Origin of the sequence: Novosphingobium sediminis (genome assembly GCF_007991615.1) — a bacterium.
Taxonomy (GTDB): Bacteria; Pseudomonadota; Alphaproteobacteria; order Sphingomonadales; family Sphingomonadaceae; genus Novosphingobium; species Novosphingobium sediminis.
Genome location: NZ_BJYR01000008.1, coordinates 1 through 24935, shown reverse-complemented (window position 1 = coordinate 24935; position 24935 = coordinate 1). Strand labels below are relative to the sequence as shown.

Sequence of the window (24935 nt, the reverse complement as noted above, 5' to 3'; positions counted from 1 at the left end):
CTCCAACCAGATGTGGGGCGGGCGCTTCGCGGCGGGCCCTTCGGCCGTCATGCGCGAAATCAACGCCTCGATTCCCTTCGACAAGGCCTTGTGGCGGCAGGACATCGCCGCGTCAAAGGCCCATGTGGCCATGCTGGGCCAGCAGGGAATCGTGACGGCGGAGGACGCCGCGCTCATTTCCGGCGGACTCGATCAGGTCGCCGCGGAATACGAGGCAAACGGCGTGCCCGAGGACTGGGACCTCGAGGACATCCACATGACGACCGAAAGCCGGCTGGCCGAGTTGATCGGCCCGGCGGCAGGCCGCTTGCACACCGCGCGCAGCCGCAATGATCAGGTGGCGACCGATTTCCGCCTGTGGGTGCGCGATCAGGTCGACCAGACTGCGACCGCACTCCGGGCGCTGCAGGCCGCGCTGGTAACGCGTGCGGGCGAAAATGCGGCGAGCATCATGCCCGGCTTCACCCATCTGCAGACCGCGCAGCCGGTCACGCTCGGCCATCACCTGATGGCCTACTATGAAATGATCGATCGCGACGTCTCGCGCTTTGCCGATGCGCGCGTGCGGATGAACCGCTGCCCGCTGGGCAGTGCGGCGCTGGCGGGAACGGGCTTTCCGATCGACCGCCACGCCACGGCAGCGGCGCTGGGCTTTGATGGCCCCACCGCGAACAGCCTCGATTCGGTATCCGACCGCGATTTCGCGCTCGATTTCCTGATGGCAGCGGCGCAGTGCTCGCTGCACCTCTCGCGCCTTGCCGAAGAATTCGTGATCTGGGCGAGCCAGCCGTTCGGCTTCGTCACCCTGCCGGACAGCCTTTCCACCGGCAGTTCGATCATGCCGCAGAAGAAGAACCCCGATGCAGCCGAACTGGTGCGCGGCCATTCCGGGCGGATCGTCGGCTGCCTCACGGCGCTGATGATCACGATGAAGGGCCTGCCGCTCGCCTATTCGAAGGACATGCAGGACGACAAGCCGCCTGTGTTCGAGGCGGCTTCGCTGCTCGCGCTCTCCATTGCGGCGATGACCGGGATGGTTGCGGAAGCCGCATTCCGCACGACACGGATGCGCGGCGCGGCGGAGCTCGGCTACGCCACGGCAACCGATCTGGCCGATTGGCTGGTGAGGCAGGCCAACATTCCCTTCCGCGAGGCGCACCATATCACCGGCTCGGCTGTCAAGCTGGCGGAAAGCCGGGGTGTGGCGCTCGATCAACTGGCGCTGGCAGACCTCAAGGCGATCGATCCGCGCGTCGACGAGCGGGTGTTCGCCGCGCTTTCGGTGGAGGCCAGCGTGGCCGCGCGCGCCAGCCATGGCGGAACCGCGCCGGACGAGGTAAGGAAGCGCGTGGCCGATGCGCGTCTTGCGCTGGGTCTGGAGCCGTAATGCGCAAGGTGCTGCCTGTTCTGCTGCTGGCCCTCACGCTCGCCGGATGCGGCGCGCGGCGCGAACTCATGCCGCTGAAAGGCCATTCCTTGCCCCCGGCACCCTATGGCCGAGGGGATAAACCCGGGCCGGACGCGCTGCTGACCCCTCCCGTTCAGGCCAAACCGCAGCGCAACATCGAGCTGCGCAGCCGCTCGGAGGACCGCGAGGACGATCCCTTCGACCTCCCCCCCGAGGAATAAGCATTCTCTCCGGCCCGAAACCGGAGCCCAGTTTCAGGAATTCCCCATGGATCATTTTGAATATCGCGGCGGCGTGCTTCATGCCGAAGACGTGCCGCTGCCCCTGATTGCGGCCGAAGTCGGCACGCCGGTCTACGTCTATTCGCGCGCCACGCTGACGCGCCATGCGCGGGTCTTCCGCGATGCGCTGTCCGTGCTGCCGCGCGTGCACCTCGCCTTTGCGGTGAAGTCGAACCCCAATCTCGCGGTGCTCAAGGTGCTCGCCGCCGAAGGCTACGGTGCAGACGTCGTCTCGGCGGGCGAGATGGACCGCGCGCTGGCCGCGGGCATTCCCGCGGCAGACGTGGTGTTTTCGGGCGTCGGCAAGACGGCGGCGGAAATGCGCAGCGCGCTGGCAGCCGGATGCGGCCAGTTCAACCTCGAGAGCGAGGAAGAGGGCGAGGAGCTGGCCGAAATCGCGGCAAGCATGGGCTTCGTCGCGACCGCCACGCTGCGCATCAATCCCGATGTGGATGCCGGCACCCATGCCAAGATCTCGACCGGCAAGGCCGAGAACAAGTTCGGCGTTCCCTATGACCGCGCGGCGGGCATCTATGCGCGGCTCTCCGGCCGGCCGGGGCTGAACTTGCGCGGCCTTGCGCTCCATATCGGCAGCCAGCTGTCGAAGCTCGATCCGCTGGAAGCTGCCTTCATCAAGGCCGGTGCGCTGATGCAGGCGATCCGTGCCGAGGGCTTTGCCGTGACGCATATGGACCTCGGCGGCGGGGTCGGCGTGCCTTACAAGGCGGGCGAGGTTTTCCCGCAGCCCGCCGAATACGCCGCGATGATCGCCCGCGTGACGGATGGCTGGGATGCTACCTTGATGTTCGAACCGGGAAGGCTGATTACCGGCAACACAGGCGTGCTGCTCACCGAAGTGGTCCGCGTGAAGCAGGGCGCGCTCCATCCCTGGGTCGTCGTCGATGCGGCGATGAACGATCTGGCGCGGCCTGCCATGTACGATGCCTGGCACGATTTCAGCGCGGTAACGCCGAAGGGCGAGACGATGACCGCCAACATCGTCGGTCCGATCTGCGAATCGAGCGATACCTTCGCCATGGCCCGCGAGATCGACGTTGTTGCGCGCGGCGATCTGGCGGTGTTCCGCACCGCGGGCGCTTATGGCGCGACGATGGCGAACACCTACAACTCGCGCCCGATGGTGCCTGAGGTCATGGTCGACGGCGCGAAGTGGGCCGTCGTGGCGGACCGCATCGAGCCTTCAACCATCCTTTCCGCCGAGCGCGTACCGGAATGGCTTGAATGAGGCGGATCTCGTGCGTGGTGCTTCGACAAGCTCAGCACGAGCGGTTTTTGAGGCTTGCCCTTTGGTCCGCTCGTCCTGAGCTTGTCGAAGGGCCCGGCGCGGCATAGGCGAAACGCATGACACTCCCCAGCCTCCCGCTGTTCCACCGCCTCACCGGGCACCCGGTGGTGGTGCTGGGCCATGGCGAGGCGGCTGAGGCCAAGCGGCGGCTGGTACTGCGCGCGGGCGGCAAGGTGATCGAGGATCTTGCCGAGGGCATCGATATCGGCGCGCGTCTTGCCTTCATCGCGCACGAGGATGAAGGCGCCTGCGAGGCTGATGCGATCCGTGCGCGGGGGGCGGGGCTGCTCGTCAATGTCGTCGACAAGCCGGCGCTGTGCGATTTCACCACGCCATCGATCATCGACCGCGCTCCGGTCATCGTGGCGGTCGGTACGGGCGGAGCCTCGGCGGGCCTTGCCAAGGCGCTGCGGCTGCGGCTGGAACGGCTTTTGCCGCAAAGCCTCGGCACGCTGGCTGAGGCGCTCTACAACGCGCGCAGTGCGATGCGGGCCCGCTGGCCGACGGGACCCGAACGCAGGCGCGCGCTTGATGCGGCGCTGGAAGACGGCGGAGCGCTGGATCCCCTGCGCGAGGGCGGCAATGTCGATGCGTGGGTGGCAGGCGCGGCGGATGGCGTCTCTGGCCGGTTCGTGATCCGGCTGCGCTCGAACGATCCCGACGACCTCACTTTGCGCGAGGCGCGGCTGCTTGGGCAAGCCGATGCCGTCGTCGCTGGGCCGGATGTGCCGGCAGCCGTGCTGGCGCGGGTGCGGGCCGATGCAGCACGGGTTGCGCCGGGGACTGACGAGCCCGGCGGCGGCATCGTTGTGGTAATCGAGCGCGCCTAATCGGCGGCGATGATCTGGGCGAAAAGCTGATCCAGATGGAGCTGGATTTCCTGCACGGCGGGATTGTCCGCATGGCGCGGCAGGCTGAGCGGCAGGCTCATGCTCTGGAGCAGCGCTGAAACGTCGGGAACGCTGATGAGACCGTTCCGGCGCAGGATATTGGCAAGGCTGGCGATCCCGTTGATCGCAGAAATATCGGAGACTTCGAGCGCCGCGAACAGCTGGGGCAGGTTGAGATCCGGAAGCTCGGCCATTCAGACGGTATCAAGCGCGGCGGAAAGGCGCTCGAGCCGTGTGCGTTCGCGGCCTTCGGCCACTTCGCGGAGCTGGTCGGCCATCGCCCGCCATGCCTTTTCCGAGCGCAGCGCACGGTCGCGCACGTTGTCCAGAAGGGCGCCCGCCGCTTCCTTGGCTGCCTGCTCTGCGCGCTCGACGAGAAATTCGTAGGAAAGTGCCATCGGGTGCGACTCCGCAGGAAAAGAAGGGGGTAAAGGTGCTCCCGGCGGCCCCATCGAGGCCGCCGGGATGCGCCGCGATCAGTTCGCGCTGGCGAGATTGACCGCCGATTCCTTGCCATTGCGGCCGGTCTCGACTTCGTAGGAAACGCGCTGGTCCTTGCTCAGCGTGGCAAGGCCGGCGGCCTGCACGGCGGAGATGTGGACGAAGCTGTCCTTGCCGCCGTCATCCGGCTGGATGAAGCCATAGCCCTTGTCTTCGTTGAAGAATTTTACGGTTCCGATAGTCATGTGCGCTTCCTTTCAAGAAACGGTTGGACCGCCGGCGGATGCCGACGGGGTCGTGCGTCAGGTCGTCACTTGAAAGGAAATCGAAGGAGTCGAAGGCGCGGAAACAGCGTTCCCGTGCCTGGGAGTAAACGTCGATGCCCGTCTCACTTCAACGAGAGCAGCATTGGTAGACCGGCAAAGACCGGCAAAAAGCCATGCATCATGTGAGGGAAGAGGCGCCGGCAGCGCGGCAGCCAGATCAGTCGCAATCGACGAGAGGCAATTTTCTAATAAACGATTGTAAAAAAATTGCAAGGTCAATCGGGGGCCACTGCGGCCCAGACCCACCTCGTCAATGCGCCGGTTGTATGACGGCGGGGGCCGTCTGCCTCAGTCCTTCGGCGGGGCCAGCAGGAAGTTCATCCAGCTGCTGGCGACCAACTTGGTGCGATCGCCTTGCCATGCCTCGACCCGCACATTTGCCACACGGCGGCCAGCGCGAATGACTTCGCCGCGCGCAAAAGTGCGTTCCTGCACGCCGCCGCGCAGGTATTCGATGCTGATGTTGACCGGCTTGATGCGGGAATCGCTGCCTTGGCGCTGCAGCTCGGCACGCAGGGCGGCGTGAGCAGCCATTTCGAGCAAGCCGCCGATGGCGCCGCCGTGCAGGAAGCCGGGGCGGCCCTGCACGCGTTCGGCATAGTCCATCGCGATGACGGGCGCGCCGTCCTCCACGTGGTCGATTTCCATGCCCATCGTGCGGGCATAGGGCGGCAGGTGATACTCGCTCATGGCTTCGACCACCCTTCGCTGCTGACCAGCATGAAGATGCCGGCGGTGTGGGCGATCGGATCGGTGAGATCGCCTTCATGCGCAATGCCGCGCACGAACGCCATCGAACGGCGCACCTGATAACATTCGGCGCGCGCGATCACCGTCTTGCCCGGCGTTGCGGCGCGCACGTAGTCGATGCGCAGATCGAGCGTGACCTGCGGATTGAATGTGCCCTGCCGCGTCCAGACCGACATCGAGGTCGCGTTGTCGAGCAGGCTGATGATCGGGCCGGAAGCCAGCACGCCGGTTTCCTCGACGCCGACGAGATCCTCGCGCCAGGGCAGGGCGAGTTCGATCCAGTCCGAGCCGTGATCGTGGTATTCCATGCCGAGGAAGCCTGTGTGGCCCGCGCGCGTGAACCAGCGCGCGCCGCGTTCGGGATCGAACACGAAGCCTTCGGGCATGATGGTCTTCATGAGGCCGGCGGCCTTGTCATCCTTGCTCATGGCGGATGTCCTGCCGGTGCGGCGCCTTGCTGACAACCATCATTTGTCGGGCAAGGTCAGAACGCCGCGCCGACCATCGCGTCGATCGCGCCCTGCAGGATCAGCGCGGCAGCGTGCGAATCGATGCGTTCGGCGCGGCGGGCGCGGCTGAAATCCTGCTCGATCATCGCGCGCTCGGCGGCCTGCGTGGTCCAGCGTTCGTCCCACAGCAAGATGGGAAGGCCAAGATCGGCAAGATTGCGCGCCATCGCGCGGGCGGCCTGGCTGCGGGGGCTTTCGCTGCCATCCATGTGGAGCGGGAGGCCGATGACGAGGCCCTTCACGCTGCGCGAAGCGACCAGCGCGGCAAGTTCGGCCTTGTCCTGGCTGAACTTGCGGCGGCGGATCGTCTGCCCGGCGGTGGCAAAGCGCCAATCCCGGTCGCACAGCGCGACTCCGATGGTCTTGGTGCCAGGATCAAGCCCCATCAGCGCGCCGCCCTCGGGGAGAGCCGCGCGGAGTTCGCTGGCACTTGTCGTTATCACTTGGCGGTCTTTTGGTGCGCCAGCCACGCCGCGGAACGGCGCGCCACATCGGCGCGGACATTCGACCAGAACAGCGGCACGTCATAGACGTGGTAGTTGTTCCCCGGCAGCACATAGGGGCCGAGATCGGGCGGATCCCCGATCATCAGCAGGCCGGTCTTGGCATCGCACCGCGCGGGGATGCCGAGCTTGGTGATCTTGCCCATCGTCAGATCGACCGAGGGGACCATGGTGCCGAGGTTGGCGGTTCCGGGTGCTGCTGCCGCCGCGCCGCCGTTCAGCGGATTGGTGCAGAGCACAGGCTCGGTGCCCTTGGGCTTGCCGTCCAGCCCCGGCTCGGCGCGATAGGTGGCGAGCATCAAGGTCGCATCGGGCGGATCGGCAAAGCTCATCCAGCTCAGCGCGCAGCCTGTCTGCTCTTGTGCGGTGCAGGCCGGCAGGCCCGTCTGCGGCAGATCGTGCGCGGGGGAAACCGGCCAGCCGATCATGTAGGCAGCGACGATCCGGCTGGCGAGCGGCGTCCCTTTCACGTCGTCCTGCAGCAGGTGCATCAGATGGAGCGCGCCCTGGCTGTGGCCCGCGAGCACGATCGGCGCATCGGCAGGAACGGCGGCAACAAAGGCGCGGAAGGCCTCGCGCACATCGCCATAGGCCACCGCGCGGGCCTTCAGCGTCTCGGGCTGGTTGACGAGGAAGCTGCCGAAGGCGGCTTGCCGGTAATAGGGCACGAACACCGCCGCCTCGCCGTTGAAGGCACTCGCCATGCCGCGCACGAACAGCGAGGTGCGGTAGCGCGAATCCTTGTCGGCGATGGGGCCGTTCCAGTGGTCACGCGCGAGGTAGCTGGTCGGGTGGATGAAGAAGACCCAGGCCTTGCCCTTCGGCCCGGCAGAGGCGCCTTCGGGACGATATTGCGCGGGATCATTGGCGGTATCCGGGCGCGAGACCCACATCGCCGGATTGTCATAGGCGCCTGCGCGCATCGGCGCCTGCGCCTCGAACACCCCGCGCGGCACGAAGGCGAATCGGGTCAGCTCGGCCGACCAGATGCGCAGCGCCAGCAGCGCGGCGATCACCAGCACGATCAGAACCGCGACGAAATAGAGGAACTTGCGCGCCATGGTTATCCTGTGGCTTCGTCGCGGCGGGTGTTGTGTTCGGCCTGCCGTTCAAGCGCGATCTTGAGCATGACCACCAGCGGATCGGCGAGCGCGAGACCGAGGATGCCGAACAATACGCCGAAGATGAGCTGCGCGCCCAGTACGAGCGCGGGCGCGAGATCGGCGGTGCGCTTGGCCACCATCGGGACGATCACGTTGCCGTCGACCGTCTGCACCACGACATAGACGATGATGCAGTAGATCCCCATCGCGGTGCCGCCGGAGAAGCCGACGAGGATCATCAGGATGCCCGAAATCGGTGCGCCGATATTGGGGAGGAACACCAGCAGTCCGGTGAGTAGCCCTAGCAGCGCCGCCATCGGCACGCCGTAGACCGCGAGCGCGATCCACGTGCACACGCCTTCGATCACCATGCCCAGCATTCGCCCCGCCAGCAGCATGCGCAGTGTGCGGCCCATGCGGTGGGTGGTGCCGTGGAAGTATTCGCGGCTTTCCGCAGGCAGCATCCACGCAAGGCCGCGCTGGTACATGTCGGGCTCGAGCACGAAATAGATGCCGAGGATCACCATGATGAGCAGCGTGGTGACGCCGCCGAACAGGCCGCCCAGCGCCTGCGTGACCTGGCTCACGCCGCCGAGCAGTTCCTTGAGCAGCCCGCTGACATCGCTGCGGCCCATCGTCAGGCCATGCGCGCTGGCCCAATCGAGCGCGCGCTGGGCCTGTGCGGTGACCAGTGGCGGCATCTCGGCGGCCTGCGTCATGATCTGGCTGCCGGCGAATTCGACCACCCAGACGAGGAAGGCGACGGTCAGCAGCAGCACGACTGCAATGCGCCATGTCCGCCGGATCGGCAGCACGCGGCCCAGCAGGCGCTGGCCGCCGTCGATCAGCATGGCAAAGACGAAGCCGCCGAAGATCACCAGCAGCGGATGCGCGAGATAGACCGCCAGCGCGGCGAGGCCGGCCATGCCGATCCATACCGCCGCGCGCTTGATTTCCTGCCGGACGAGATCGTCGCGGATATCGGTGGGGCCGGCGCTGTGGGTCGGGGCAGGATTTGGCTCGTCGCTCATGGCTTTGCGGCGGTTCCTTGAGGAAGGATCATCGGCCGCAGTCTGAGCGAAGCGCGGCTTCCTCGCAAGGCGCCGTACCATGACAGGGGATTCCACGTTTCGGTGCCATTGAGCGAATAAGTGATGAATTCCGCACGGCCCCCGATATCCGCCAGTGGAACCGGCCCGCCAAGGCCCTTCTCGATGATCGGCGCGCGGCTGTCGGCGGAGTGGTCGCGGTTGTCGCCCATCAGGAAGGCGTAGCCGGCGGGCACCTTGGTTTCCGGGTAATTGTCGAGCGGCTGGTTGCGGTGGTCGATGATCCGGTATGTCGCGCCATTGGGCAGCGTCTCGCGGAAGATCGGCAGTTCGCAGACCTGCTTGCCGTCCGCAGCGCGGTATCTGAGGCCGGGGAAATCATCCGGATCGCAGGGCTGGTTGGGATCGACCGGCAATTCCAGCGGCGCTTCAGCGACTTGCGGCACGGGTTTGCCATTGAGGATGATCTGGCCGTTCACCACAGCGATGCGGTCCCCCGGCAGCGCGACGACACGCTTGATGTAGTCCTCGTCGCGGTCCGGCGGCACCACGATCACGATATCCCCGTAGGCCGGAGTCGCTGGCAGGATGCGCGTCTTCGAACGCGGCAGGAAGTGCATCGAGGCCGAGACCCACGACCAGCCATAGGGATACTTCGAAACGACAAGCTGATCGCCGACGAGCAGGTTGGGCATCATCGAGATCGAGGGGATGTAGAACGGCTTGGCCACGAAGCTGTGGAAGCCGATCACCGCCAGCAGCATGAGCAGCAGGCCGCGCATTTCGGCCAGCCAGTTGGTGCCCTCGGGCTCTGCGGCTTTCGATTCGACCGGCTCGTTCTCGGCAGCCGGCATTGTCTCGGGAACGTCGTTCAAACAGCACCTGCGGAAAGGGGGCGTGCCTCGATCACCACGAAGGCCTGCGCCCATGGGTGATCATCGGTGAGCGTCAGATGAACCACCGCCTCGTGTCCCGGCGGGGTGATCGCGGCAAGGCGCGCGGCGGCGCCGCCGGTCAGGGCTAGGGTGGGGGCGCCGGAGGGCGCGTTGACCACGCCGATGTCCTTCATGAACACGCCCGCCTTGAACCCGGTGCCGACGGCCTTGGAAAAGGCTTCCTTGGCAGCGAAGCGCTTCGCCAGCGTGCCCGCCTTGGTATAGGGCCTCCGCGCTGCCTTGGCCTGTTCCGTGGCCGTAAACACGCGCTGCACAAAGCGCTCCCCGAACCGGTCGAGCGAGGACTGGATGCGCTCGATATTGCAGAGGTCGGAGCCCATGCCGATGATCACCGGGCGGCGTCCATGAGCTCGCGCATCTTGAGCACGGCAGGCGCAAGGCCGGTAAAGATCGCCTCGCCGATCAGGTAGTGCCCGATATTGAGCTCAGCCAGCTGCGGTATCGCGGCGATGGCGCTCACATTCTCATACGTAAGCCCATGCCCCGCATGCGGCTCGATCCCGTTCTTCGCAGCAAGCGCGGCCATGTCGGCGATGCGCTTCAGTTCCACCGCGCGTGCTTCGCCTTCGGCATGGGCATATTCGCCGGTATGCAGTTCAACCACCGGCGCGCCGAGCTTGATCGCAGCTTCGATCTGGCGCGGTTCGGGCGCGATGAACAGGCTGACGCGGATGCCCGCATCGTTGAGGCGGGCGACGATCGGGGCGAGGCGGTTGTGCTGCCCGGCAGCGTCCAGCCCGCCCTCGGTGGTGCGCTCCTCGCGCCGCTCGGGCACGATGCAGGCTGCATGCGGGCGATGCCGCAGCGCGATGGCGACCATTTCCTCCGTCGCGGCCATCTCGAAGTTGAGCGGCAGGTTGGTCGCGGCCTGGATGCGGGCGATGTCCTCGTCGCGGATGTGGCGGCGGTCTTCGCGCAAATGCGCCGTGATCCCGTCGCCGCCGACTTCGGCAACGATCTCCGCCGCGCGCACCGGATCGGGATGATCGCCGCCGCGCGCGTTGCGGATCGTGGCGACGTGATCGATGTTGACGCCGAGGCGTAGGCGGTGGGCCGTGTGAAGGCTCATCAGGCGGCGCGGCTCCCGGGCTTGATCGCCTGAGTCGCGGCGAGCGCGGGCGGCAGCTCGTCCGGCGCGTAAGTCGGGAAGCTGAGGCTGACGAGCGGATAGAACGGTACGCCGAGGTCAACCGCGCCAGCAGACCGATCGACCAGCGCTGCTGCCGCTACCACGATCCCGCCTGCCGCCTCGATCGCTGCGATCGCCTCGCGGCTGGAGAGGCCTGTGGTGACGACGTCTTCGACCATCAGCACCTTTTCGCCTTCCTTCAGCGAGAAACCGCGGCGCAGTTCGAACGTGCCGGCCGGGCGTTCGACGAACATCGCCTCCACGCCCAGCGCGCGGCCCATTTCGTGGCCGATGATGACGCCGCCCATGGCGGGGGAGATCACCTTGCCGATCTGCTGGCGCAGATCGCGCGGCAGAGTCGCGGCGAGTGCCGAGGCAAGCCGGGAGGCGCGCATCGGATCCATCAGCACGCGCGCGCACTGCAGATAGTGTGCGCTGTGGCGGCCCGAGGAAAGCAGGAAGTGGCCTTCGAGCAGGGCTTCGCTGGCGCGGAATTCGGAAAGGATCTCGTCTTCGAGCATGGCTCTCTCATCATGGGCGGGCTTCCGGGCCCGCGGGCGGTATGTCAGGCGTGGGTCCATAGCGAAGGCGCGGGCACCGCGCTACGCTGGACTGAAGGGCTTCACGAGGGGCAGACTCGCCTGATTCCCCTTATTCGCATTGCGCCTTAGAGCTTTAGGGCAAACCCCATTGCCCCAAAAATATAGTCGCAGGCGCTTGAGGCTTGAGGCGAGCGCGCGTATAGGCGCCCTTGAATTAAGGGAATTGGGGTGTGGAGTGTCGGGGTAAATGCCCGGCGCAGAAGCAAAAAATCGAGAGCGGTATACCATGAGTCTATCCCATGTTGCCCGCGCCGTGACGGGCGCGTTCCGGACAATGAGCCTTGCGGCTGCGCTTGCTTTTGCGCCCCAGGCCATGGCGGCAGCCGCCGCTCCGGCTCCTGCAGCGGCCGCCGCACCGGCGCCCGAAGCGCCTGTCGCCGCCACGCCGGCGCCGGCTGGTAGCGCCGCTCCGGCTGATGCCGCAGCCGCGGCTCCGGTCGACAAGGGCTCCTACAGCCCGATGAAGCCGGTCGATGGCAAGGGTCAGCCGGTCGCCAAGGGCTGGACGTTCCAGGATCAGTATTCGCCGAACGGGCAGGAAGCCCTTCGCATGCATGATTACATCCTGATGCCGGTGATTACCGTCATCACGCTGTTCGTGCTCCTGCTGCTGCTGCTGGTTATGGTCCGCTTCCGTCGCAGTGCGAACCCGGTCGCTTCCAAGACCAGCCACAACACCACGATCGAGATCATCTGGACGGTCGTCCCGGTGCTGATCCTCGTGTTCGTCGCGGTTCCTTCGATCCGCCTGCTGGCGCACCAGTATGCTCCGGCCCCCAAGGGCGCGCTGACGGTCAAGGCGACCGGCTACCAGTGGTACTGGGGCTACACCTATCCGGATAACGGCGGCTTCGAAGTGATTTCGAACATCCTGCCGGATGCCGAAGCCATCAAGCGCGGTGAACAGCCGCAGCTCGCAGCTGACAACCGCATGGTTGTCCCCGCTGGTGAGCCGATCCGCCTGCAGACCACTGGTTCGGACGTGATCCACGCCTTCGCCGTGCCGTCGCTGTGGTTCAAGCTCGACGCCGTGCCGGGCCGCATCAACGAGAAGGTGCTCTTCATCAAGGAGCCGGGCGTTTACTACGGCCAGTGCTCCGAGCTGTGCGGCGCCCGTCACGGCTACATGCCGATCGTGGTCGAGGCTCTGCCGCGCGCCAAGTTTGAAGAGTGGGTGAAGGCCCAAGGCGGTACCGTCGGTGCTCCGGCTACTGCAACCGCCGCAGCCGCTCCCGCCAAGCCGACGCCCGCGGCGTAAAAGATTTCGAAGGACAAGGTTAGAACCATGGCCAGCATTCCAGCCCATGAAGGCTTCGATGCCCATCACGACGATGCGCACGATCACGACCACAAGCCCGCGTTTTTCCAGCGCTGGTTCATGTCGACCAACCACAAGGACATCGGTACGCTCTACCTGATCTTCGCGATCATCGCGGGCATCATCGGTGGCGGCGTTTCGGGCATCATGCGCGCTGAACTCGCGCATCCGGGTATTCAGTACCTCGGCTGGTGGACGCACTTCCTCGGCGGCAACGACCAGGACTTCAACGCGACTCTCCACCTGTGGAACGTCCTGATCACCGCCCACGGCCTGATCATGGTGTTCTTCATGGTCATGCCGGCGCTGATCGGCGGTTTCGGCAACTGGTTCGTGCCTCTCATGATCGGCGCGCCGGACATGGCCTTCCCACGCATGAACAACATCTCGTTCTGGCTGACCGTTTCGGGCTTCTGCTCGCTGATGATCTCGGCCTTCATGCCCGGTGGTACCGGCATGGGCGCTGGCACCGGCTGGACTGTTTATGCTCCGCTTTCGACTTCCGGGTCGGTCGGTCCCGCGGTCGACTTCGCGATCTTCTCGCTGCACCTTGCGGGCGCGGGTTCGATCCTCGGTGCGATCAACTTCATCACCACCATCTTCAACATGCGCGCGCCGGGCATGACCCTGCACAAGATGCCGCTGTTCGTGTGGTCGATGCTCGTCACCGCATTCCTGCTGCTGCTGTCGCTGCCGGTTCTCGCCGCTGCGATCACCATGCTGCTGACCGACCGCAACTTCGGCACGACCTTCTTCAACCCGGCCGGCGGCGGTGACCCGATTCTCTACCAGCACCTGTTCTGGTTCTTCGGTCACCCCGAAGTGTACATCATGATCCTGCCGGGCTTCGGCATCATCAGCCAGATCATCTCGACCTTCTCGAAGAAGCCGGTGTTCGGCTACCTCGGCATGGCCTACGCCATGGTCGCGATCGGTGCGGTGGGCTTCATCGTGTGGGCGCACCACATGTACACCACCGGCCTCGACGTTAACACGAAGATGTACTTCACCGCTGCCACGATGGTCATCGCGGTGCCCACCGGCATCAAGATCTTCTCGTGGATCGCGACGATGTGGGGCGGCAGCCTCGAGTTCAAGTCGCCGCTCGTCTGGGCAATTGGCTTCATCTTCCTCTTCACCGTCGGCGGCGTCACCGGCGTCGTGCTCGCCAACGGCGGCATCGACGACAACCTCCAGGACACCTACTACGTTGTGGCGCACTTCCACTACGTGCTGTCGCTGGGTGCGGTGACCTCGCTCTTCGCCGGGTTCTACTACTGGTTCCCGAAGATGAGCGGCCGCATGCACAGCGAGTTCCTCAGCCACCTGCACTTCTGGGTGTTCTTCGTCGGCGTGAACCTGATCTTCTTCCCGATGCACTTCCTCGGGGTTCAGGGCATGCCGCGCCGTTACCCTGACTATGCACCGGCGTTCGAGTTCTGGAACACGATTGCCACCAACGGCTACATGGTCATGGCGGCCTCGATGGTGATCTTCTTCGTGAACATCGCCTACTCGCTGGTCGCTGGCCCGAAGGCTGTCGGCAACTACTGGGGTGAAGGCGCGACCACGCTCGAGTGGACGCTGTCGAGCCCGCCGCCGTTCCACCAGTTCGAAACGCTCCCCGTGATCGAGGAAGCGCACGCGCACTGATCGGGCTACGGTCTGAAACACAGAGGGGCTCCGGAGCAACCCGGGGCCCTTTTGCTTTGGCGTGATGCCGCGTAGGCCCCCCAACCCCTCCCGTAAGTGGGAGGGGAGCCGGTCGGCGCTGGAAACTCCCCTCCCCGCTTGCGGGAGGGGCTGGGGGTGGGCAGCGGCCAAGCGCAACGCCCCACAAACAACACCCCACCGCATAGCCCCAAATCCCGGTGCCGTTTCGCTTTCCCTATGCGTCAAGCGCGCCTATAGGCCGCGCATCATGTCCACCGCGAACCCTCAGGCCCTGATCATGCCCGCCGATTGGCGCGATTTCTTCGCGCTGACCAAGCCGGGCGTGATGCGGCTCGTCATCTTCACCGCCGTCTGCGGCATGCTGGCGGCGCCCGGCACCATCCATCCCGTGCTCGCCTTCACCGCGATCCTGTGCATCGCGGTCGGCGCGGGCGGCGCGGCTGCGCTCAACCAGTGGTGGGAAGCCGATATCGACGCCGTGATGAAGCGCACCGCGCAGCGGCCGATCCCCGGCGGACGCATGGACCGCACGTCCGCGCGGGACTTCGGGGTCGCGCTCTCGGGCATTTCGGTGATGACGATGGGGCTGGCGATCAGCTGGCTCGCGGCAGGCATCCTCGCCTTTTCGATCTTCTATTATTCCTATCTCTACACCGTGTGGCTCAAGCCGCGCACGCCGCAGAACATCGTCATCGGCGGCGGGGCGGGGGCCTTTCCGCCGCTGATCGGCTGGATCGCGGTGACCGGCCACATAACGTGGATGCCGGTGCTCCTGTTCCTCATCATCTTCATGTGGACGCCGCCGCACTTCTGGGCACTCGCCCTGTTCGTGCAGATCGACTACTCCAAAGCGGGCATCCCGATGATGCCGGTGGTGGCGGGCGAACGCTCGACTCGGCGGCAAATTCTGGCTTACGCCGCGATCCTCCTGCCGCTTTCGATGACGCCCTGGTTCATCGGCGGCACCGGGGTTGTTTACGGCCTCTCCGCGCTCCTGCTCAGCGGGATGTTCCTGTGGCTGTCGATCAAGGTTGGTCTTCGTGAAGGGCAGCCGGGCGATGGCATGAAGCCGGAGAAGCGCCTGTTCGCCTATTCGATCTTCTACCTGTTCATCCTCTTCGCGATGCTGGTCGTCGACCGCTTCGCCACGTTCTATGGCCTGCAAGCATGACCCAGCCCTTCGATAACAGTCCGCTCACCACCGCCGAGACGGATGCGCTGCGCGCCCGCCAGCGTGAACGCAACAAGGTGATGGGGCTGATCCTTGGCTTCCTCGTCATCCTGTTCTTCGCGATTTCCATCGTGAAGATCGCCGCCAAGCCCGAGCACGCGCCCGCCGAAGGCACCGAGCGGATGGAGCACTCCTGATGGTCACTGCAACCAAGCCCTCCTCTAACCGAAACATCAGGGTCGGAATTATTGCCGCCGGTGGCGCGCTTGCCATGCTTGGCCTCGGCTATGCGTCGGTCCCGCTCTACCGCATATTCTGCCAGGCAACCGGCTTCAACGGCACGACCCAACGTTCGACTGCGGCGCAGGCCGCTGCTGTCAAAGCTACGATGCGCCCGATTACGATCCGTTTTGATGGCAACGTGGTGAATGGCATGCCGTGGCAGTTCCACCCCGAGCAGGTGACGCAGTCCGGCCTGATCGGCGAGCGCAAGATGGCGTTCTTTATCGCAAAGAACATTTCGAACCGTACGATCACTGGCCGTGCGGTCTACAATGTGACGCCCGAGCAGACCGGAGCCTATTTTCACAAGATTCAGTGCTTCTGCTTCAATGATCAGACGTTGAAGCCGGGCGAGGAAGTGCGCATGCCGGTGCTCTACTATGTCGATCCAGACATACTCACCGATCCCAATGCGAAGGACGTGTCCGAGATCACGCTCTCCTACACTTTCCTTGAAGCTGCCGACAGCACTCAGAGCACTCCCAAAAACAAGTAGGAAAGCCTCTGGACCGCACCGCGCGGCCTCGATAAAGGCGTTTGCAAACAAGCTGAATCGCGCCCCTGCGGTGCGTTTCGCCAAGTCCCAAGCTGACGGGGGTTAGAAGACGAACATGGCCGGCACCAAGAACCACGATTACCACATTCTGCCGCCTGACATCTGGCCGATCGTCGGCGCGTTTTCGGCGCTCACGATGACGAGCGGCGGCGTCTTTGCCATGCACGGCATGCCCGGCGGCAAGATCGCGCTCATGCTCGGCGTGTTCGGCGTGGCGCTCACCATGTTCTCGTGGTGGGGCAACGTGATCAAGGAAGCGCATGCGGGCGATCACACCCCGGTCGTGCAGCTTCACCAGCGCTACGGCATGATCCTGTTCATCGCTTCGGAAGTGATGTTCTTCGTCGGCTGGTTCTGGGCCTTCTTCGATTTCTCGCTGTTCCCCAACCAGTTGGTTGACGTGATCGGTGGCAAGTGGCCCCCCAAGGGCATCGAAGCGGTGATGAACCCGTTCGATCTGCCGCTGCTCAACACGCTGATCCTGCTCTGCTCGGGCACGACGCTGACATGGGCGCACCACGAACTGATCCACGGCAACCGCGAAGGCCTCAAGACCGGTCTTTGGGCGACCATCGCGCTGGGCCTGCTGTTCAGCTCGATCCAGGCCTACGAGTACATGCACGCTCCGTTCGGCTTCGGCGAGAACACCTACGGTTCGGCGTTCTACATGGCGACCGGGTTCCACGGCTTCCACGTGATCGTCGGCACCATCTTCCTCGCCGTTTGCCAGGCGCGCGCCTACAAGGGCCACTTCACCCCGCGCCAGCACTTCGGTTTCGAAGCCGCTGCGTGGTACTGGCACTTCGTCGACGTGGTGTGGCTGTTCCTCTTCGTCGCCATCTACGTGTGGGGCGGCTGGGGCGCACCGATCGAGTGATCTGGCTCGTGATCCGGTGAACGCTTCGGATGAAGCTTCGAAAGGGCAGCGCGGACTTATCCGCGCTGCCCTTTTCGGTTTGTGCCCCCGCTGCGGCGCGCGTTCATTGTGGGATGCTCCTGCGGGGTTTGCGCCGGAATGCCGGAGCTGCGGGCTCGCTTTTACCGACTACGAACCGCGCGGGCGGGGCCTCTATTTCGTGCTGCTGCCGCTGACGGCGCTGCTGATTGCCGGTGCGCTCAAGCTCGATGATGCGGTTCGTCCGCCACTCTGGCTGATGCTGGGCGTGATCGTGGTGGCGGTGCCGGGTGTGATTATGGGCGCCTTGCGGCTGGTGAAGGCGGCGCTGTTGATTGCGCGGCTGCGCGCAGCGGGAGTTTTATCGTGAAGCGTATTCCGATTGTGCCGACGCTGCTGGTGCTGGTCGCCGTCGGGGTGATGATCCGCCTCGGCTTCTGGCAGCTTGAGCGGTTGGGCGAAAAGCAGGCCATGCTGGCGCGCTATGAAGCGGCGCAAACATCGGGCGCGCAAGTCCGCTGGCCGGATAGCCCAGCGGCGGTCGAGCGCTCGCTCTACCACCGCACACAGATCGAGTGCCGCGCCGCTGCTGGCCAGACGACCCTATCCGGACGCAACGCGAAGGGCGAGGCTGGGCTTGCGCATGTGGCAACCTGCGAGGATGTCGGGGGCGGCGAGCGGCAGGTGGTGCTCGGCTGGTCGCGCGATCCTTCCGCGCCGGTCTGGACGGGCGGCGTGGTAACTGGCTGGATCGCGCCGGGGCCGCGTCTTGTCGCCGATCCGCCGCTTGCCGGCCTCGATGCCAACGCCAAACCCGATCCCAAGGACATCCCCAACAACCACCTCGCCTATGCGGTGCAGTGGTTCCTCTTCGCGGGCGTCGCGCTGGTGATCTACGCGCTGGCGCTGAGGAAGCGGATGCGCGAGCGGGGCTAGACCGTCCCGCGAACCCACCCACCTTCGTCATCCCCGCGCAGGCGGGGATCCAGGGCCATGTAGCGCTGCGTCCGCTCTGGATCCCCGCCTTCGCGGGGATGACGAGCCTTTCAGGATGAGCAGGGCGCGCAATGCCAAATCTGCATCCGCTGCGGACTTCGCCCCAAATCCTTGCGCCCCGCGCCCCCGGCGGCTAACCGGCGTGCCCATGAAGTACGTCAGCACCCGGGGCCAGGCGCCCTCGCTCGATTTCGAGGGCGTGACCCTCGCCGGCCTCGCCTCGGATGGCGGGCTCTATGTGCCCGAGCGCTGGCCGACCTTCACCAAAGCCGAAATCGCCGCGATGGCGGGCCTGCCCTATGCCGAACTGGCGGCAAAGATCATGCAGCCCTTCGTGGGCGACTGCATTGCGCCCGAACGCCTGCTCGAACTGACGCGCGAGGCCTATGGCCGCTTCTCCCACGCCGCCGTTACCCCGCTGGTGCAGCTTGATGAGCGGCAGTGGCTGCTCGAACTGTTCCACGGGCCCACGCTGGCGTTCAAGGACGTGGCGCTGCAACTGCTCGGCCTGCTGTTCGAGGAATTCCTTTCGAAGCGCGACGATCACCTGACCATCGTCGGCGCAACCTCGGGCGATACCGGTTCCGCCGCGATCGATGCCGTCGCGGGCCGCGCCAAGGTCGACATCTTCATGCTCCACCCGCATGGCCGCGTCTCCGATGTGCAGCGGCGGCAGATGACCACGGTGCTCGCGCCCAACGTCCACAACATCGCCATTGATGGCAGCTTCGATGATGCGCAGGCGATGGTGAAGCGCATGTTCAACGATGGCGCGATGACCAGCCGCTTCGGCATCGCCGCGGTCAATTCGATCAACTGGGCGCGGCTGATGGCGCAGGTGGTCTATTATTTCGCCGCCGCGCTCCAATTGGGCGCGCCCGAGCGCCGGGTGGCTTTCAGCGTGCCGACCGGCAATTTCGGCGACGTGTTCGCCGGCTATGTCGCGGCGCAGATGGGCCTCCCCATCGAGCGTCTGATCGTCGCCACCAACATCAACGACATCCTCCACCGCGCGCTTTCCACCGGCGATTACTCCGCCGGCACGGTGACGCCGACCGCGGCGCCGTCGATGGATATCCAGGTGTCCTCGAATTTCGAGCGGCTGCTCTACGACGCAGGCGGGCGCGATGGCGCGGCTATCCTTGCTCAGATGAAGCAGTTCGAGAGCGCAAAGGCGATGCAGCTCACCAATGCGCAGCGCGAGGCATCGGCGGCGCTCTTCACCAGCGCGCGTGCGGATGCGGCGGAAATGGCCAAGGCGATGCGCTGGGCTTACGAATCCTGCGCCGAAGTGCTCGATCCACACACCGCGATCGGCCTTCACGCGGCGCGCGTTGCCGAAGGCCTTGCCGCCGACGTACCGGTGGTGACGCTGGCGACAGCGCATCCCGCCAAGTTCGGGGATGCGGTGGAGCGCGCAACGGGCGTGCGCCCCGGCCTTCCTTCGCGGGTGGGCGACCTGTTCGAGCGCGAGGAGGCCTATACGCGCCTGCCGGGTGACTACGACACCATCGCTGCGTGGATTGCCGAGCGCGCGACTCCCCGAGTTCGCTAAGGTGGCGGCGCTCGATCTTCAGGCGAAGCTCATGGTCGGGCAGGGCTGGGACCAGTTCGGCCTGATCGACAGCGGCGACGGGCGCAAGCTCGAGCGCTACGGCGATTACCGCTTCATCCGACCCGAACCGCAGGCCATGTGGGCGCCGCGGCAGGCCGTGTGGGATGCGCACGGCGAATTCGTGCCGGGTTCGGACGAGGACGGCGGCGGCCGCTGGACTTATGCCAAGCCCGTCCCGCGCGAAGGCTGGCCGCTCTCGTGGCGGGGCATCGGCTTCACCGCGCAGTGCACGCCCTTCCGCCACCTCGGCTTCTTCCCGGACATGGCCCCGGTGTGGGACTGGATGGGCGAGCAGCTGGACGGCAAGCCTGACGCGTCCACGCTCAACATGTTCGGCTACACCGGCGTCGGCACCATGGCGCTCTCGCGCTTCGGGCCGGTGACCCATGTCGATGCCTCGAAGAAGGCGGTGGCGCAGGCGCGCGCCAATGCCGCAGTCGCGGGGCTGGAAGACCGCCCGGTGCGCTGGATCGTCGACGATGCGGCCAAGTTCGCCGCGCGCGAAGTGCGGCGCGGGCGGCGCTATGACGGGATCATCCTCGATCCGCCCAAGTTCGGTCGCGGGCCTGATGGCGAAGTCTGGCGGCTGGAGGAGAACCTCCCCGCGCTGATCGCTGATTGCGCGCGGCTGCTGGATGCGGACAGCCGCTTCCTGTTCCTCACCGTCTACGCCGTGCGCATGTCCTCGCTCGCCATTGGCGGGCTGCTGGCCGAGGCGCTCGCGGGCCTGCCGGGCACGGTCGAGCATGGCGATCTGGCCATCAAGGAAGACGGTGAGAGTGGCCGCTTCCTCCCTACCGCGATCTTCGCGCGCTGGTCCAATCCCGGAACATAAGCAAATCTGAAGGGGCGCCGCACTGGACACAGGCGCAGCGGGGTGCCAGAGGCCCGCCCCGTGAACGACAGCCTCATCCTAGAAGTCGCCAACGTCGAGACCGACGTCCTCACCGGGATCTATTCCGAGGAGACCGGGCGCCCGCAGCCGCTGCGCATCTCGATTTCGGCGGCGCTCAAGCCGCAGGACCGCTACACCCCCGATTGCCCGCTGACGGCGAGCAAGAACTACATGGATCTCAAGCACGCGGCGACCGAAGGCCTGCCGCAGGGCGTACATTTCCAGCTGATCGAATCGGTGGCGGACCACATCTGCGAAACGCTGTTCCTGCAGGACAAGCGGATCGAGCGCGTGACGGTGAAGATCGTCAAGCTCGCGATCAGCGAGCGCGGCGAGGAGATTGGCATGACGCTCACCCGGCATCGGCGCGATTGAGCATGGCAGCGCAGTCCGCCCGTCCGCTTGCGCTGGTTACCGGGGGATGGCGACGCATCGGCGCGGCAATCGCGCGTGCACTCGCCAATGCGGGGTATGATCTGGCGCTTCATGCGCACAGCGCGGCAACCTTCGATCACAGCTTTGCGGACGAACTGACAAGCCTCGGCGCGGCCGTCCATCCGCTGGCGGCGGATCTTTCCGATGCGGCGGCGGTGAGTCGCCTGCCCTCCGATGCCATGGCGCTGGCCGGGCGCGCGCCCAGCCTGCTCGTCAATTGTGCGGCGCTGTTTCGCGAAGATACGGCAGAAACGGTGACCGCCGCGATGCTCGATGAGCATCTGGCGGTAAACCTCACCGCACCGGTGCTGCTGACACGCGCGCTGGCCGAACTGGCAGCGGGCGAGGCGGCGGTGGTCCATATCCTCGATCAGCGCGTCATCAACCCGGTGCCGGATCAGCTGAGCTACACGCTCTCGAAACAGGCGCTTCACGCCGCCGTTCGCACCCTCGCGCGCAGCCTTGCCCCGCAGGTGCGGGTCAATGCCGTTGCGCCCGGCCTGACGCTGCCGACACCCGACTATACGGAGGAGCAGTGGCTTCGCCTGACCGCGCGGATGCCGCTCGAGCGGCTGGCAAGCCCCGGCGAGATCGCCGATGCTGTGGTGTTTCTGGCACAGGCGCGCGCCGTTACGGGCCAGACTATTTTTGTTGATGGTGGCGCGCACCTTGAATCTTTCGCTCGGGACTTCGTATACCTCGAAACATGAGCTGCACCCCGTCTCCGCTGATTGACCGCTTCGCGCGCCGCATCACCTACCTGCGGCTTTCGCTGACGGACCGCTGCGACCTGCGCTGCGCCTATTGCATGCCCGAGCGCATGACCTTCCTGCCGCGCGCCGAAGTGCTCACGCTGGAGGAACTCCACGAGGTCGCGCTCGCTTTCATCGCGCGCGGCGTGCGCAAGATTCGGCTGACGGGCGGCGAGCCGCTGGTGCGGCGCGACATGATGCAGCTGGTCCGTGCGCTGGGCCGCAAGATCGAAGACGGCAGCCTTGATGAGCTGACGCTGACCACCAACGGCACGCGCCTCGCCGAATTTGCCGATGATCTCGCCGCCGCAGGCGTGAAGCGCATCAACGTGTCGCTCGATACGATGGACCGGACGAAGTTTGCCGAGCTGACCCGGCGCGACAGCCTGCCGCAGGTGCTCGAAGGCATCGCTGCGGCCAAGGCGGCGGGGATCCGGATCAAGCTGAATGCCGTGGCGCTCAAGGGCATCAACGAGCACGAACTGCCCGATCTGATCGCCTGGGCGCACGGCGAAGGCCATTCGGTCACGCTGATCGAGGTCATGCCGCTTGGCGAAGTGGAAGGCGACCGCTTCGATCACTACCTCCCGCTCGATGCCGTTCGCCGCGATCTGGAATCGCGCTGGACGCTTACGGCGAGCGATGCGCGCACCGGCGGCCCCGCGCGCTATGTCGATATCGCCGAGACGGGTGGGCGGCTGGGCTTCATCACCCCGCTGACCGGCAACTTCTGCGAAGGCTGCAACCGCGTGCGGGTGACGGCTACCGGCCAGCTCTTCATGTGCCTCGGCGGTGAGGGCAAGGTGGACCTGCGCGCCGCACTGCGCTCCGAAAGCCCCGAAGCCGCGCTGGAAGAAGCCTTCGCCCGCGCGATGGGCGAGAAGCCGGAGAAGCACGGCTTCGTGATCGACCGGCCCGGTGCCGCGCCTGCGCTCGCCCGCCACATGTCGATGACGGGCGGCTGACGTTGTCCACATCGGGTCTCGCAAAACTGGTGTTTCTTGGACGGCTGGAAGATATCGCCGGCATGGGAGAGCTTGCGGTAACTCCGGGGCCGCTCGAACATATCCTCGCCGCGCTCGATCCGGCGCTGGCGGTGGAACTCCTTGGCGAACGCGTGCGCATGGCGCTCAACGGCGCACTGCTGGGTGATAACGAAGCGGTCGTGCTGGCGGAGGGGGACGAACTCGCCTTCCTGCCGCCCGTAAGCGGGGGCTGAGATGCCAGATTCCGGGGCCGCTGTGCGCCTGCTCGGTGAGGGTTTCTCGCCTGCGGAGGAAATGGCCACCTTCACCGCCGCGCATCCCGAGGCGGGCGGAATCGTAAGCTTTCTCGGGCAGGTCCGGGCGGAGCCTGGGGCTCATGCGGTAGAGGCGCTGGAGCTCAAGCATTACGCTGCGATGACCCTCCCCGGCATGGAGGCACTGGCCGCCGCGACGCGCAAGCGCTGGGCGCTCGATGGGCTCCTCATCATCCACCGCTACGGCGTGATGCGTGCGGGCGATCCGATTGTGCTGGTCGCCGCCGCTGCGCGCCACCGCCGCGATGCTTTCGCTGCGGCCGATTTCGCGATGGATCACCTCAAGAGCCAGAGCTGGTTCTGGAAACGTGAAAAGACCGCGTCCGGCTGGCGCTGGATCGAGCCGCGGCCCGACGATCACCGCGATCGGGCGCGCTGGTAAGCCGCTAGCCGCCCAGCCGATCGCCAAGATCGGCAATGGTGCGGTCTTCCTCCGCCAACAGATCGGCGGCCGCACGGTGCGCCGGGGCAACCACCTTGAGATCGGCATCCGGTCCGATCGCGGCTGTCTCGGTCGCGGCGATCAGCAGGTGATCGAGGTCTGACAGTGCGACCAGACCCTCGCCGCGCGCGGAGGTCAGCCCGGCAAGCGCGATCGCAGCGCGGCTCCAGGCTTCCGTTCCGGGAGCTGTGCCCTTGGCAGCATTGATGAGCGTTGTGGCCGAGGCATGCTGCGCGGTGAAGCGGGCATGGGATGCCACCACCTTCTTACGCAAGGCAGCGACGCGGTCTGCCAGATCGGCAGATGCCACTTCGCTCGGCGTCGGTGCGGGCGCAGCCTGCTGGCCGGTAGTGTAGGTGCGCTCGGCCGGGCGAATCGACAGCGAGGGAAAGCGCGAGCGGTCCGCATTGCAGGCCGAAAGCGCGAGCAGAGCAGCCAGCGGCGCACCGATGCGGATGGACAGAAGAGCCATGCCCGCGCCATAGATGCTTTTGCCGGACCGGGGAAGCGGCCCATGACGAATGCAGCCGCAGCTTTTCGCCACCCTGCGGCGTTGACATGCGGCCACCGTTCGATTAACCGCGCCACTCTTTCCGGGCCTCTGCATCCCTTGCGGAGATTCGGCCATGCTGTCTGATGGTATCCGATTCGCGGGATCATCAGGCGGCCAGACACTTGAAACGGATAGCAGGAACCATGTTCGCAATCGTGCGCACGGGCGGCAAGCAGTATCGGGTTGCCGCCGGAGACAAGATCGCGGTCGAGAAGCTGGCGGGTGAAGCCGGTGACACGATCACGCTGACCGACGTCCTCCTCGCGGGGAACGAAGGCGTGCTCGCGGATGCCAAGGGCGTGACCGTTTCGGCCGAGATCATCGCGCAGGCGAAGTCCGAGAAGGTGATCGTGTTCAAGAAGCGCCGTCGGCACAACTATCGTCGCCGCAACGGCCACCGCCAGCAGATGACCCTGCTGCGCATCCTCAGCGTCGCCTGATCGCGGCTCCCAAAACCCGCGACTCAAGATTCTCGGAGTAATCTGAAATGGCACACAAGAAAGCAGGCGGCTCTTCGCGCAACGGTCGCGATTCGGCAGGCCGCCGCCTCGGCGTCAAGAAGTTCGGCGATCAGCACGTGATCGGCGGCAACATCATTATCCGCCAGCGCGGCACGAAGGTGTACCCGGGCGCCAATGTCGGCATTGGCAAGGATCACACCCTCTTCGCGCTCGCCGAAGGCAAAGTGCGTTTCCACTCGGGCAAGCTTGGTCGCAAGTACGTCTCGGTGGACATGATGGCTGAGGCCGCAGAGTAACCGGATGGTCATCACGGGCCATCCTCACGGGATGGCCCCCG

33 protein-coding genes and 1 pseudogene are annotated in these 24935 nt (G+C 65.7%); 21 read left to right on the top strand and 13 right to left on the bottom strand.

Going from position 1 to position 24935, the window contains the following annotated elements; all coding sequences use genetic code 11:
* The first annotated feature begins 10 nt into the window (after positions 1-10).
* The 4 genes from argH (at position 11) to NSE01_RS06090 (ending at position 3825) form a co-directional block, all read left to right on the top strand.
* Positions 11-1387 carry an argininosuccinate lyase gene (gene argH, locus NSE01_RS06105; protein WP_147158779.1) on the top strand — a complete coding sequence of 459 codons (1377 nt, stop codon included), beginning with the start codon at positions 11-13 and terminating at the stop codon, positions 1385-1387.
* Positions 1387-1629, top strand: a complete 243-nt coding sequence (locus NSE01_RS06100; RefSeq protein WP_147158760.1) for a hypothetical protein — start codon at positions 1387-1389, stop codon at positions 1627-1629. The genes argH and NSE01_RS06100 overlap by 1 nt, the downstream gene beginning before the upstream one ends.
* A gap of 46 nt (positions 1630-1675) precedes the next feature.
* Complete coding sequence (gene lysA / locus NSE01_RS06095; RefSeq protein WP_147158759.1) at positions 1676-2935, top strand: diaminopimelate decarboxylase; 1260 nt, start codon at positions 1676-1678, stop codon at positions 2933-2935.
* A gap of 116 nt (positions 2936-3051) precedes the next feature.
* Positions 3052-3825 carry a precorrin-2 dehydrogenase/sirohydrochlorin ferrochelatase family protein gene (locus tag NSE01_RS06090; protein WP_147158758.1) on the top strand — a complete coding sequence of 258 codons (774 nt, stop codon included), beginning with the start codon at positions 3052-3054 and terminating at the stop codon, positions 3823-3825.
* Here NSE01_RS06090 and NSE01_RS06085 read toward each other — a convergent pair.
* The 12 genes from NSE01_RS06085 to pyrE form a co-directional block, all read right to left on the bottom strand.
* The gene (locus NSE01_RS06085; protein ID WP_147158757.1) at positions 3822-4079 is read right to left on the bottom strand and encodes a hypothetical protein; all 258 of its coding nucleotides are present in this window, start codon (positions 4077-4079) and stop codon (positions 3822-3824) included. The two genes, NSE01_RS06090 and NSE01_RS06085, sit on opposite strands and share 4 nt — an antisense overlap.
* On the bottom strand, positions 4080-4283 hold the full coding sequence (locus tag NSE01_RS06080; protein WP_147158756.1) for a hypothetical protein: 204 nt from the start codon (positions 4281-4283) through the stop codon (positions 4080-4082). It abuts the gene before it with no gap.
* Positions 4284-4361: 78 nt separating this feature from the next.
* Positions 4362-4571 carry a cold-shock protein gene (locus tag NSE01_RS06075; RefSeq protein WP_147158755.1) on the bottom strand — a complete coding sequence of 70 codons (210 nt, stop codon included), beginning with the start codon at positions 4569-4571 and terminating at the stop codon, positions 4362-4364.
* Between the two features lie 369 nt (positions 4572-4940).
* Positions 4941-5342: a PaaI family thioesterase gene (locus NSE01_RS06070; protein ID WP_147158754.1), complete on the bottom strand. Its 402-nt coding sequence runs from the start codon at positions 5340-5342 to the stop codon at positions 4941-4943.
* On the bottom strand, positions 5339-5830 hold the full coding sequence (locus tag NSE01_RS06065) for a PaaI family thioesterase (RefSeq protein ID WP_147158753.1): 492 nt from the start codon (positions 5828-5830) through the stop codon (positions 5339-5341). The genes NSE01_RS06070 and NSE01_RS06065 overlap by 4 nt, the downstream gene beginning before the upstream one ends.
* A 56-nt stretch (positions 5831-5886) precedes the next feature.
* Positions 5887-6354 carry a Holliday junction resolvase RuvX gene (gene ruvX, locus NSE01_RS06060; RefSeq protein WP_147158752.1) on the bottom strand — a complete coding sequence of 156 codons (468 nt, stop codon included), beginning with the start codon at positions 6352-6354 and terminating at the stop codon, positions 5887-5889.
* Positions 6351-7475 (bottom strand): DUF3089 domain-containing protein, encoded by a 1125-nt coding sequence (locus NSE01_RS06055; protein ID WP_147158751.1) that lies wholly within the window; start codon positions 7473-7475, stop codon positions 6351-6353. The genes ruvX and NSE01_RS06055 overlap by 4 nt, the downstream gene beginning before the upstream one ends.
* Positions 7476-7477: 2 nt before the next feature.
* Entirely contained in the window at positions 7478-8548 is a 1071-nt protein-coding gene (locus tag NSE01_RS06050) for an AI-2E family transporter (protein ID WP_147158750.1), read from the bottom strand.
* Positions 8545-9441, bottom strand: coding sequence for a signal peptidase I (gene lepB, locus NSE01_RS06045; RefSeq protein WP_371863202.1), 897 nt, complete (start codon positions 9439-9441; stop codon positions 8545-8547). Before lepB ends, NSE01_RS06050 begins: the two co-directional genes overlap by 4 nt.
* Entirely contained in the window at positions 9438-9854 is a 417-nt protein-coding gene (gene acpS / locus NSE01_RS06040) for a holo-ACP synthase (RefSeq protein ID WP_147158749.1), read from the bottom strand. Before acpS ends, lepB begins: the two co-directional genes overlap by 4 nt.
* A complete protein-coding gene (locus NSE01_RS06035; protein ID WP_147158748.1) occupies positions 9851-10591 on the bottom strand; it encodes a pyridoxine 5'-phosphate synthase in 741 nt (246 codons plus the stop codon). The genes acpS and NSE01_RS06035 overlap by 4 nt, the downstream gene beginning before the upstream one ends.
* The gene (pyrE, locus tag NSE01_RS06030; protein WP_147158747.1) at positions 10591-11172 is read right to left on the bottom strand and encodes an orotate phosphoribosyltransferase; all 582 of its coding nucleotides are present in this window, start codon (positions 11170-11172) and stop codon (positions 10591-10593) included. Before pyrE ends, NSE01_RS06035 begins: the two co-directional genes overlap by 1 nt.
* 307 nt (positions 11173-11479) lie before the next feature.
* Between pyrE and coxB the strand changes: the two genes are divergently transcribed.
* The 15 genes from coxB to NSE01_RS05955 all read left to right on the top strand — a co-directional run bounded on the left by coxB (position 11480) and on the right by NSE01_RS05955 (position 23524).
* Positions 11480-12511 carry a cytochrome c oxidase subunit II gene (gene coxB / locus NSE01_RS06025; protein ID WP_147158746.1) on the top strand — a complete coding sequence of 344 codons (1032 nt, stop codon included), beginning with the start codon at positions 11480-11482 and terminating at the stop codon, positions 12509-12511.
* A 27-nt stretch (positions 12512-12538) separates the two neighbouring features.
* Positions 12539-14224, top strand: a complete 1686-nt coding sequence (gene ctaD / locus NSE01_RS06020) for a cytochrome c oxidase subunit I (RefSeq protein ID WP_147158745.1) — start codon at positions 12539-12541, stop codon at positions 14222-14224.
* A gap of 268 nt (positions 14225-14492) precedes the next feature.
* Positions 14493-15416 (top strand): heme o synthase, encoded by a 924-nt coding sequence (locus NSE01_RS06015; protein ID WP_147158744.1) that lies wholly within the window; start codon positions 14493-14495, stop codon positions 15414-15416.
* Entirely contained in the window at positions 15413-15613 is a 201-nt protein-coding gene (locus NSE01_RS06010) for a cytochrome c oxidase system small membrane protein (protein ID WP_147158743.1), read from the top strand. Before NSE01_RS06015 ends, NSE01_RS06010 begins: the two co-directional genes overlap by 4 nt.
* Positions 15613-16194 carry a cytochrome c oxidase assembly protein gene (locus tag NSE01_RS06005; RefSeq protein WP_147158742.1) on the top strand — a complete coding sequence of 194 codons (582 nt, stop codon included), beginning with the start codon at positions 15613-15615 and terminating at the stop codon, positions 16192-16194. Before NSE01_RS06010 ends, NSE01_RS06005 begins: the two co-directional genes overlap by 1 nt.
* A 115-nt stretch (positions 16195-16309) precedes the next feature.
* Entirely contained in the window at positions 16310-17131 is an 822-nt protein-coding gene (locus tag NSE01_RS06000; protein ID WP_147158741.1) for a cytochrome c oxidase subunit 3, read from the top strand.
* Positions 17132-17237: 106 nt separating this feature from the next.
* Entirely contained in the window at positions 17238-17519 is a 282-nt protein-coding gene (locus NSE01_RS05995; protein WP_246135053.1) for a DUF983 domain-containing protein, read from the top strand.
* Positions 17516-18085: an SURF1 family protein gene (locus NSE01_RS05990; protein ID WP_147158739.1), complete on the top strand. Its 570-nt coding sequence runs from the start codon at positions 17516-17518 to the stop codon at positions 18083-18085. The genes NSE01_RS05995 and NSE01_RS05990 overlap by 4 nt, the downstream gene beginning before the upstream one ends.
* Positions 18086-18293: 208 nt before the next feature.
* Entirely contained in the window at positions 18294-19700 is a 1407-nt protein-coding gene (gene thrC / locus NSE01_RS05985) for a threonine synthase (RefSeq protein WP_147158738.1), read from the top strand.
* A gap of 31 nt (positions 19701-19731) precedes the next feature.
* The gene (locus NSE01_RS05980; protein ID WP_147158776.1) at positions 19732-20595 is read left to right on the top strand and encodes an RsmD family RNA methyltransferase; all 864 of its coding nucleotides are present in this window, start codon (positions 19732-19734) and stop codon (positions 20593-20595) included.
* A 60-nt stretch (positions 20596-20655) separates the two neighbouring features.
* A complete protein-coding gene (locus NSE01_RS05975) occupies positions 20656-21030 on the top strand; it encodes a dihydroneopterin aldolase (RefSeq protein ID WP_147158737.1) in 375 nt (124 codons plus the stop codon).
* A 2-nt stretch (positions 21031-21032) separates the two neighbouring features.
* Complete coding sequence (locus NSE01_RS05970) at positions 21033-21800, top strand: SDR family oxidoreductase (RefSeq protein WP_147158736.1); 768 nt, start codon at positions 21033-21035, stop codon at positions 21798-21800.
* The gene (gene moaA / locus NSE01_RS05965; protein WP_147158735.1) at positions 21797-22807 is read left to right on the top strand and encodes a GTP 3',8-cyclase MoaA; all 1011 of its coding nucleotides are present in this window, start codon (positions 21797-21799) and stop codon (positions 22805-22807) included. The genes NSE01_RS05970 and moaA overlap by 4 nt, the downstream gene beginning before the upstream one ends.
* Positions 22808-22809: 2 nt before the next feature.
* Positions 22810-23061, top strand: coding sequence for a MoaD/ThiS family protein (locus NSE01_RS05960; RefSeq protein ID WP_246135052.1), 252 nt, complete (start codon positions 22810-22812; stop codon positions 23059-23061).
* Position 23062: 1 nt separating this feature from the next.
* The gene (locus NSE01_RS05955; protein ID WP_147158734.1) at positions 23063-23524 is read left to right on the top strand and encodes a molybdenum cofactor biosynthesis protein MoaE; all 462 of its coding nucleotides are present in this window, start codon (positions 23063-23065) and stop codon (positions 23522-23524) included.
* A 4-nt stretch (positions 23525-23528) separates the two neighbouring features.
* On the opposite strand, the gene NSE01_RS05950 is transcribed toward NSE01_RS05955, so the two are convergent.
* Entirely contained in the window at positions 23529-24056 is a 528-nt protein-coding gene (locus tag NSE01_RS05950; protein WP_147158733.1) for a hypothetical protein, read from the bottom strand.
* Positions 24057-24280: 224 nt separating this feature from the next.
* On the opposite strand from NSE01_RS05950, the pseudogene rplU reads away from it, so the two are divergent.
* Positions 24281-24571: pseudogene (gene rplU / locus NSE01_RS05945) on the top strand (50S ribosomal protein L21); the annotation flags it as partial.
* Between the two features lie 53 nt (positions 24572-24624).
* On the top strand, positions 24625-24894 hold the full coding sequence (gene rpmA, locus NSE01_RS05940; RefSeq protein WP_147158731.1) for a 50S ribosomal protein L27: 270 nt from the start codon (positions 24625-24627) through the stop codon (positions 24892-24894).
* Positions 24895-24935: the final 41 nt, after the last annotated feature.

Excerpts from the sequence above, each read along its gene's own strand:
- moaA (WP_147158735.1), top strand. The coding sequence starts at position 21,797 with ATGAGCTGCACCCCGTCTCCGCTGATTGACCGCTTCGCGCGCCGCATC.
- NSE01_RS06010 (WP_147158743.1), top strand. The coding sequence starts at position 15,413 with ATGACCCAGCCCTTCGATAACAGTCCGCTCACCACCGCCGAGACGGAT.
- NSE01_RS06015 (WP_147158744.1), top strand. The coding sequence starts at position 14,493 with ATGTCCACCGCGAACCCTCAGGCCCTGATCATGCCCGCCGATTGGCGC.
- NSE01_RS06055 (WP_147158751.1), bottom strand. The coding sequence starts at position 7,475 with ATGGCGCGCAAGTTCCTCTATTTCGTCGCGGTTCTGATCGTGCTGGTG.
- coxB (WP_147158746.1), top strand. The coding sequence starts at position 11,480 with ATGAGTCTATCCCATGTTGCCCGCGCCGTGACGGGCGCGTTCCGGACA.
- NSE01_RS05980 (WP_147158776.1), top strand. The coding sequence starts at position 19,732 with ATGGTCGGGCAGGGCTGGGACCAGTTCGGCCTGATCGACAGCGGCGAC.
- NSE01_RS06070 (WP_147158754.1), bottom strand. The coding sequence starts at position 5,342 with ATGAGCGAGTATCACCTGCCGCCCTATGCCCGCACGATGGGCATGGAA.
- NSE01_RS05970 (WP_147158736.1), top strand. The coding sequence starts at position 21,033 with ATGGCAGCGCAGTCCGCCCGTCCGCTTGCGCTGGTTACCGGGGGATGG.
- NSE01_RS05950 (WP_147158733.1), bottom strand. The coding sequence starts at position 24,056 with ATGGCTCTTCTGTCCATCCGCATCGGTGCGCCGCTGGCTGCTCTGCTC.
- lysA (WP_147158759.1), top strand. The coding sequence starts at position 1,676 with ATGGATCATTTTGAATATCGCGGCGGCGTGCTTCATGCCGAAGACGTG.
- thrC (WP_147158738.1), top strand. The coding sequence starts at position 18,294 with ATGAAGTACGTCAGCACCCGGGGCCAGGCGCCCTCGCTCGATTTCGAG.
- NSE01_RS06085 (WP_147158757.1), bottom strand. The coding sequence starts at position 4,079 with ATGGCCGAGCTTCCGGATCTCAACCTGCCCCAGCTGTTCGCGGCGCTC.
- ctaD (WP_147158745.1), top strand. The coding sequence starts at position 12,539 with ATGGCCAGCATTCCAGCCCATGAAGGCTTCGATGCCCATCACGACGAT.
- NSE01_RS06050 (WP_147158750.1), bottom strand. The coding sequence starts at position 8,548 with ATGAGCGACGAGCCAAATCCTGCCCCGACCCACAGCGCCGGCCCCACC.
- NSE01_RS05955 (WP_147158734.1), top strand. The coding sequence starts at position 23,063 with ATGCCAGATTCCGGGGCCGCTGTGCGCCTGCTCGGTGAGGGTTTCTCG.
- NSE01_RS06080 (WP_147158756.1), bottom strand. The coding sequence starts at position 4,283 with ATGGCACTTTCCTACGAATTTCTCGTCGAGCGCGCAGAGCAGGCAGCC.
- NSE01_RS06005 (WP_147158742.1), top strand. The coding sequence starts at position 15,613 with ATGGTCACTGCAACCAAGCCCTCCTCTAACCGAAACATCAGGGTCGGA.
- rpmA (WP_147158731.1), top strand. The coding sequence starts at position 24,625 with ATGGCACACAAGAAAGCAGGCGGCTCTTCGCGCAACGGTCGCGATTCG.
- pyrE (WP_147158747.1), bottom strand. The coding sequence starts at position 11,172 with ATGCTCGAAGACGAGATCCTTTCCGAATTCCGCGCCAGCGAAGCCCTG.
- NSE01_RS06090 (WP_147158758.1), top strand. The coding sequence starts at position 3,052 with ATGACACTCCCCAGCCTCCCGCTGTTCCACCGCCTCACCGGGCACCCG.
- NSE01_RS06000 (WP_147158741.1), top strand. The coding sequence starts at position 16,310 with ATGGCCGGCACCAAGAACCACGATTACCACATTCTGCCGCCTGACATC.
- NSE01_RS06100 (WP_147158760.1), top strand. The coding sequence starts at position 1,387 with ATGCGCAAGGTGCTGCCTGTTCTGCTGCTGGCCCTCACGCTCGCCGGA.
- NSE01_RS06075 (WP_147158755.1), bottom strand. The coding sequence starts at position 4,571 with ATGACTATCGGAACCGTAAAATTCTTCAACGAAGACAAGGGCTATGGC.
- argH (WP_147158779.1), top strand. The coding sequence starts at position 11 with ATGTGGGGCGGGCGCTTCGCGGCGGGCCCTTCGGCCGTCATGCGCGAA.
- NSE01_RS06035 (WP_147158748.1), bottom strand. The coding sequence starts at position 10,591 with ATGAGCCTTCACACGGCCCACCGCCTACGCCTCGGCGTCAACATCGAT.
- NSE01_RS06065 (WP_147158753.1), bottom strand. The coding sequence starts at position 5,830 with ATGAGCAAGGATGACAAGGCCGCCGGCCTCATGAAGACCATCATGCCC.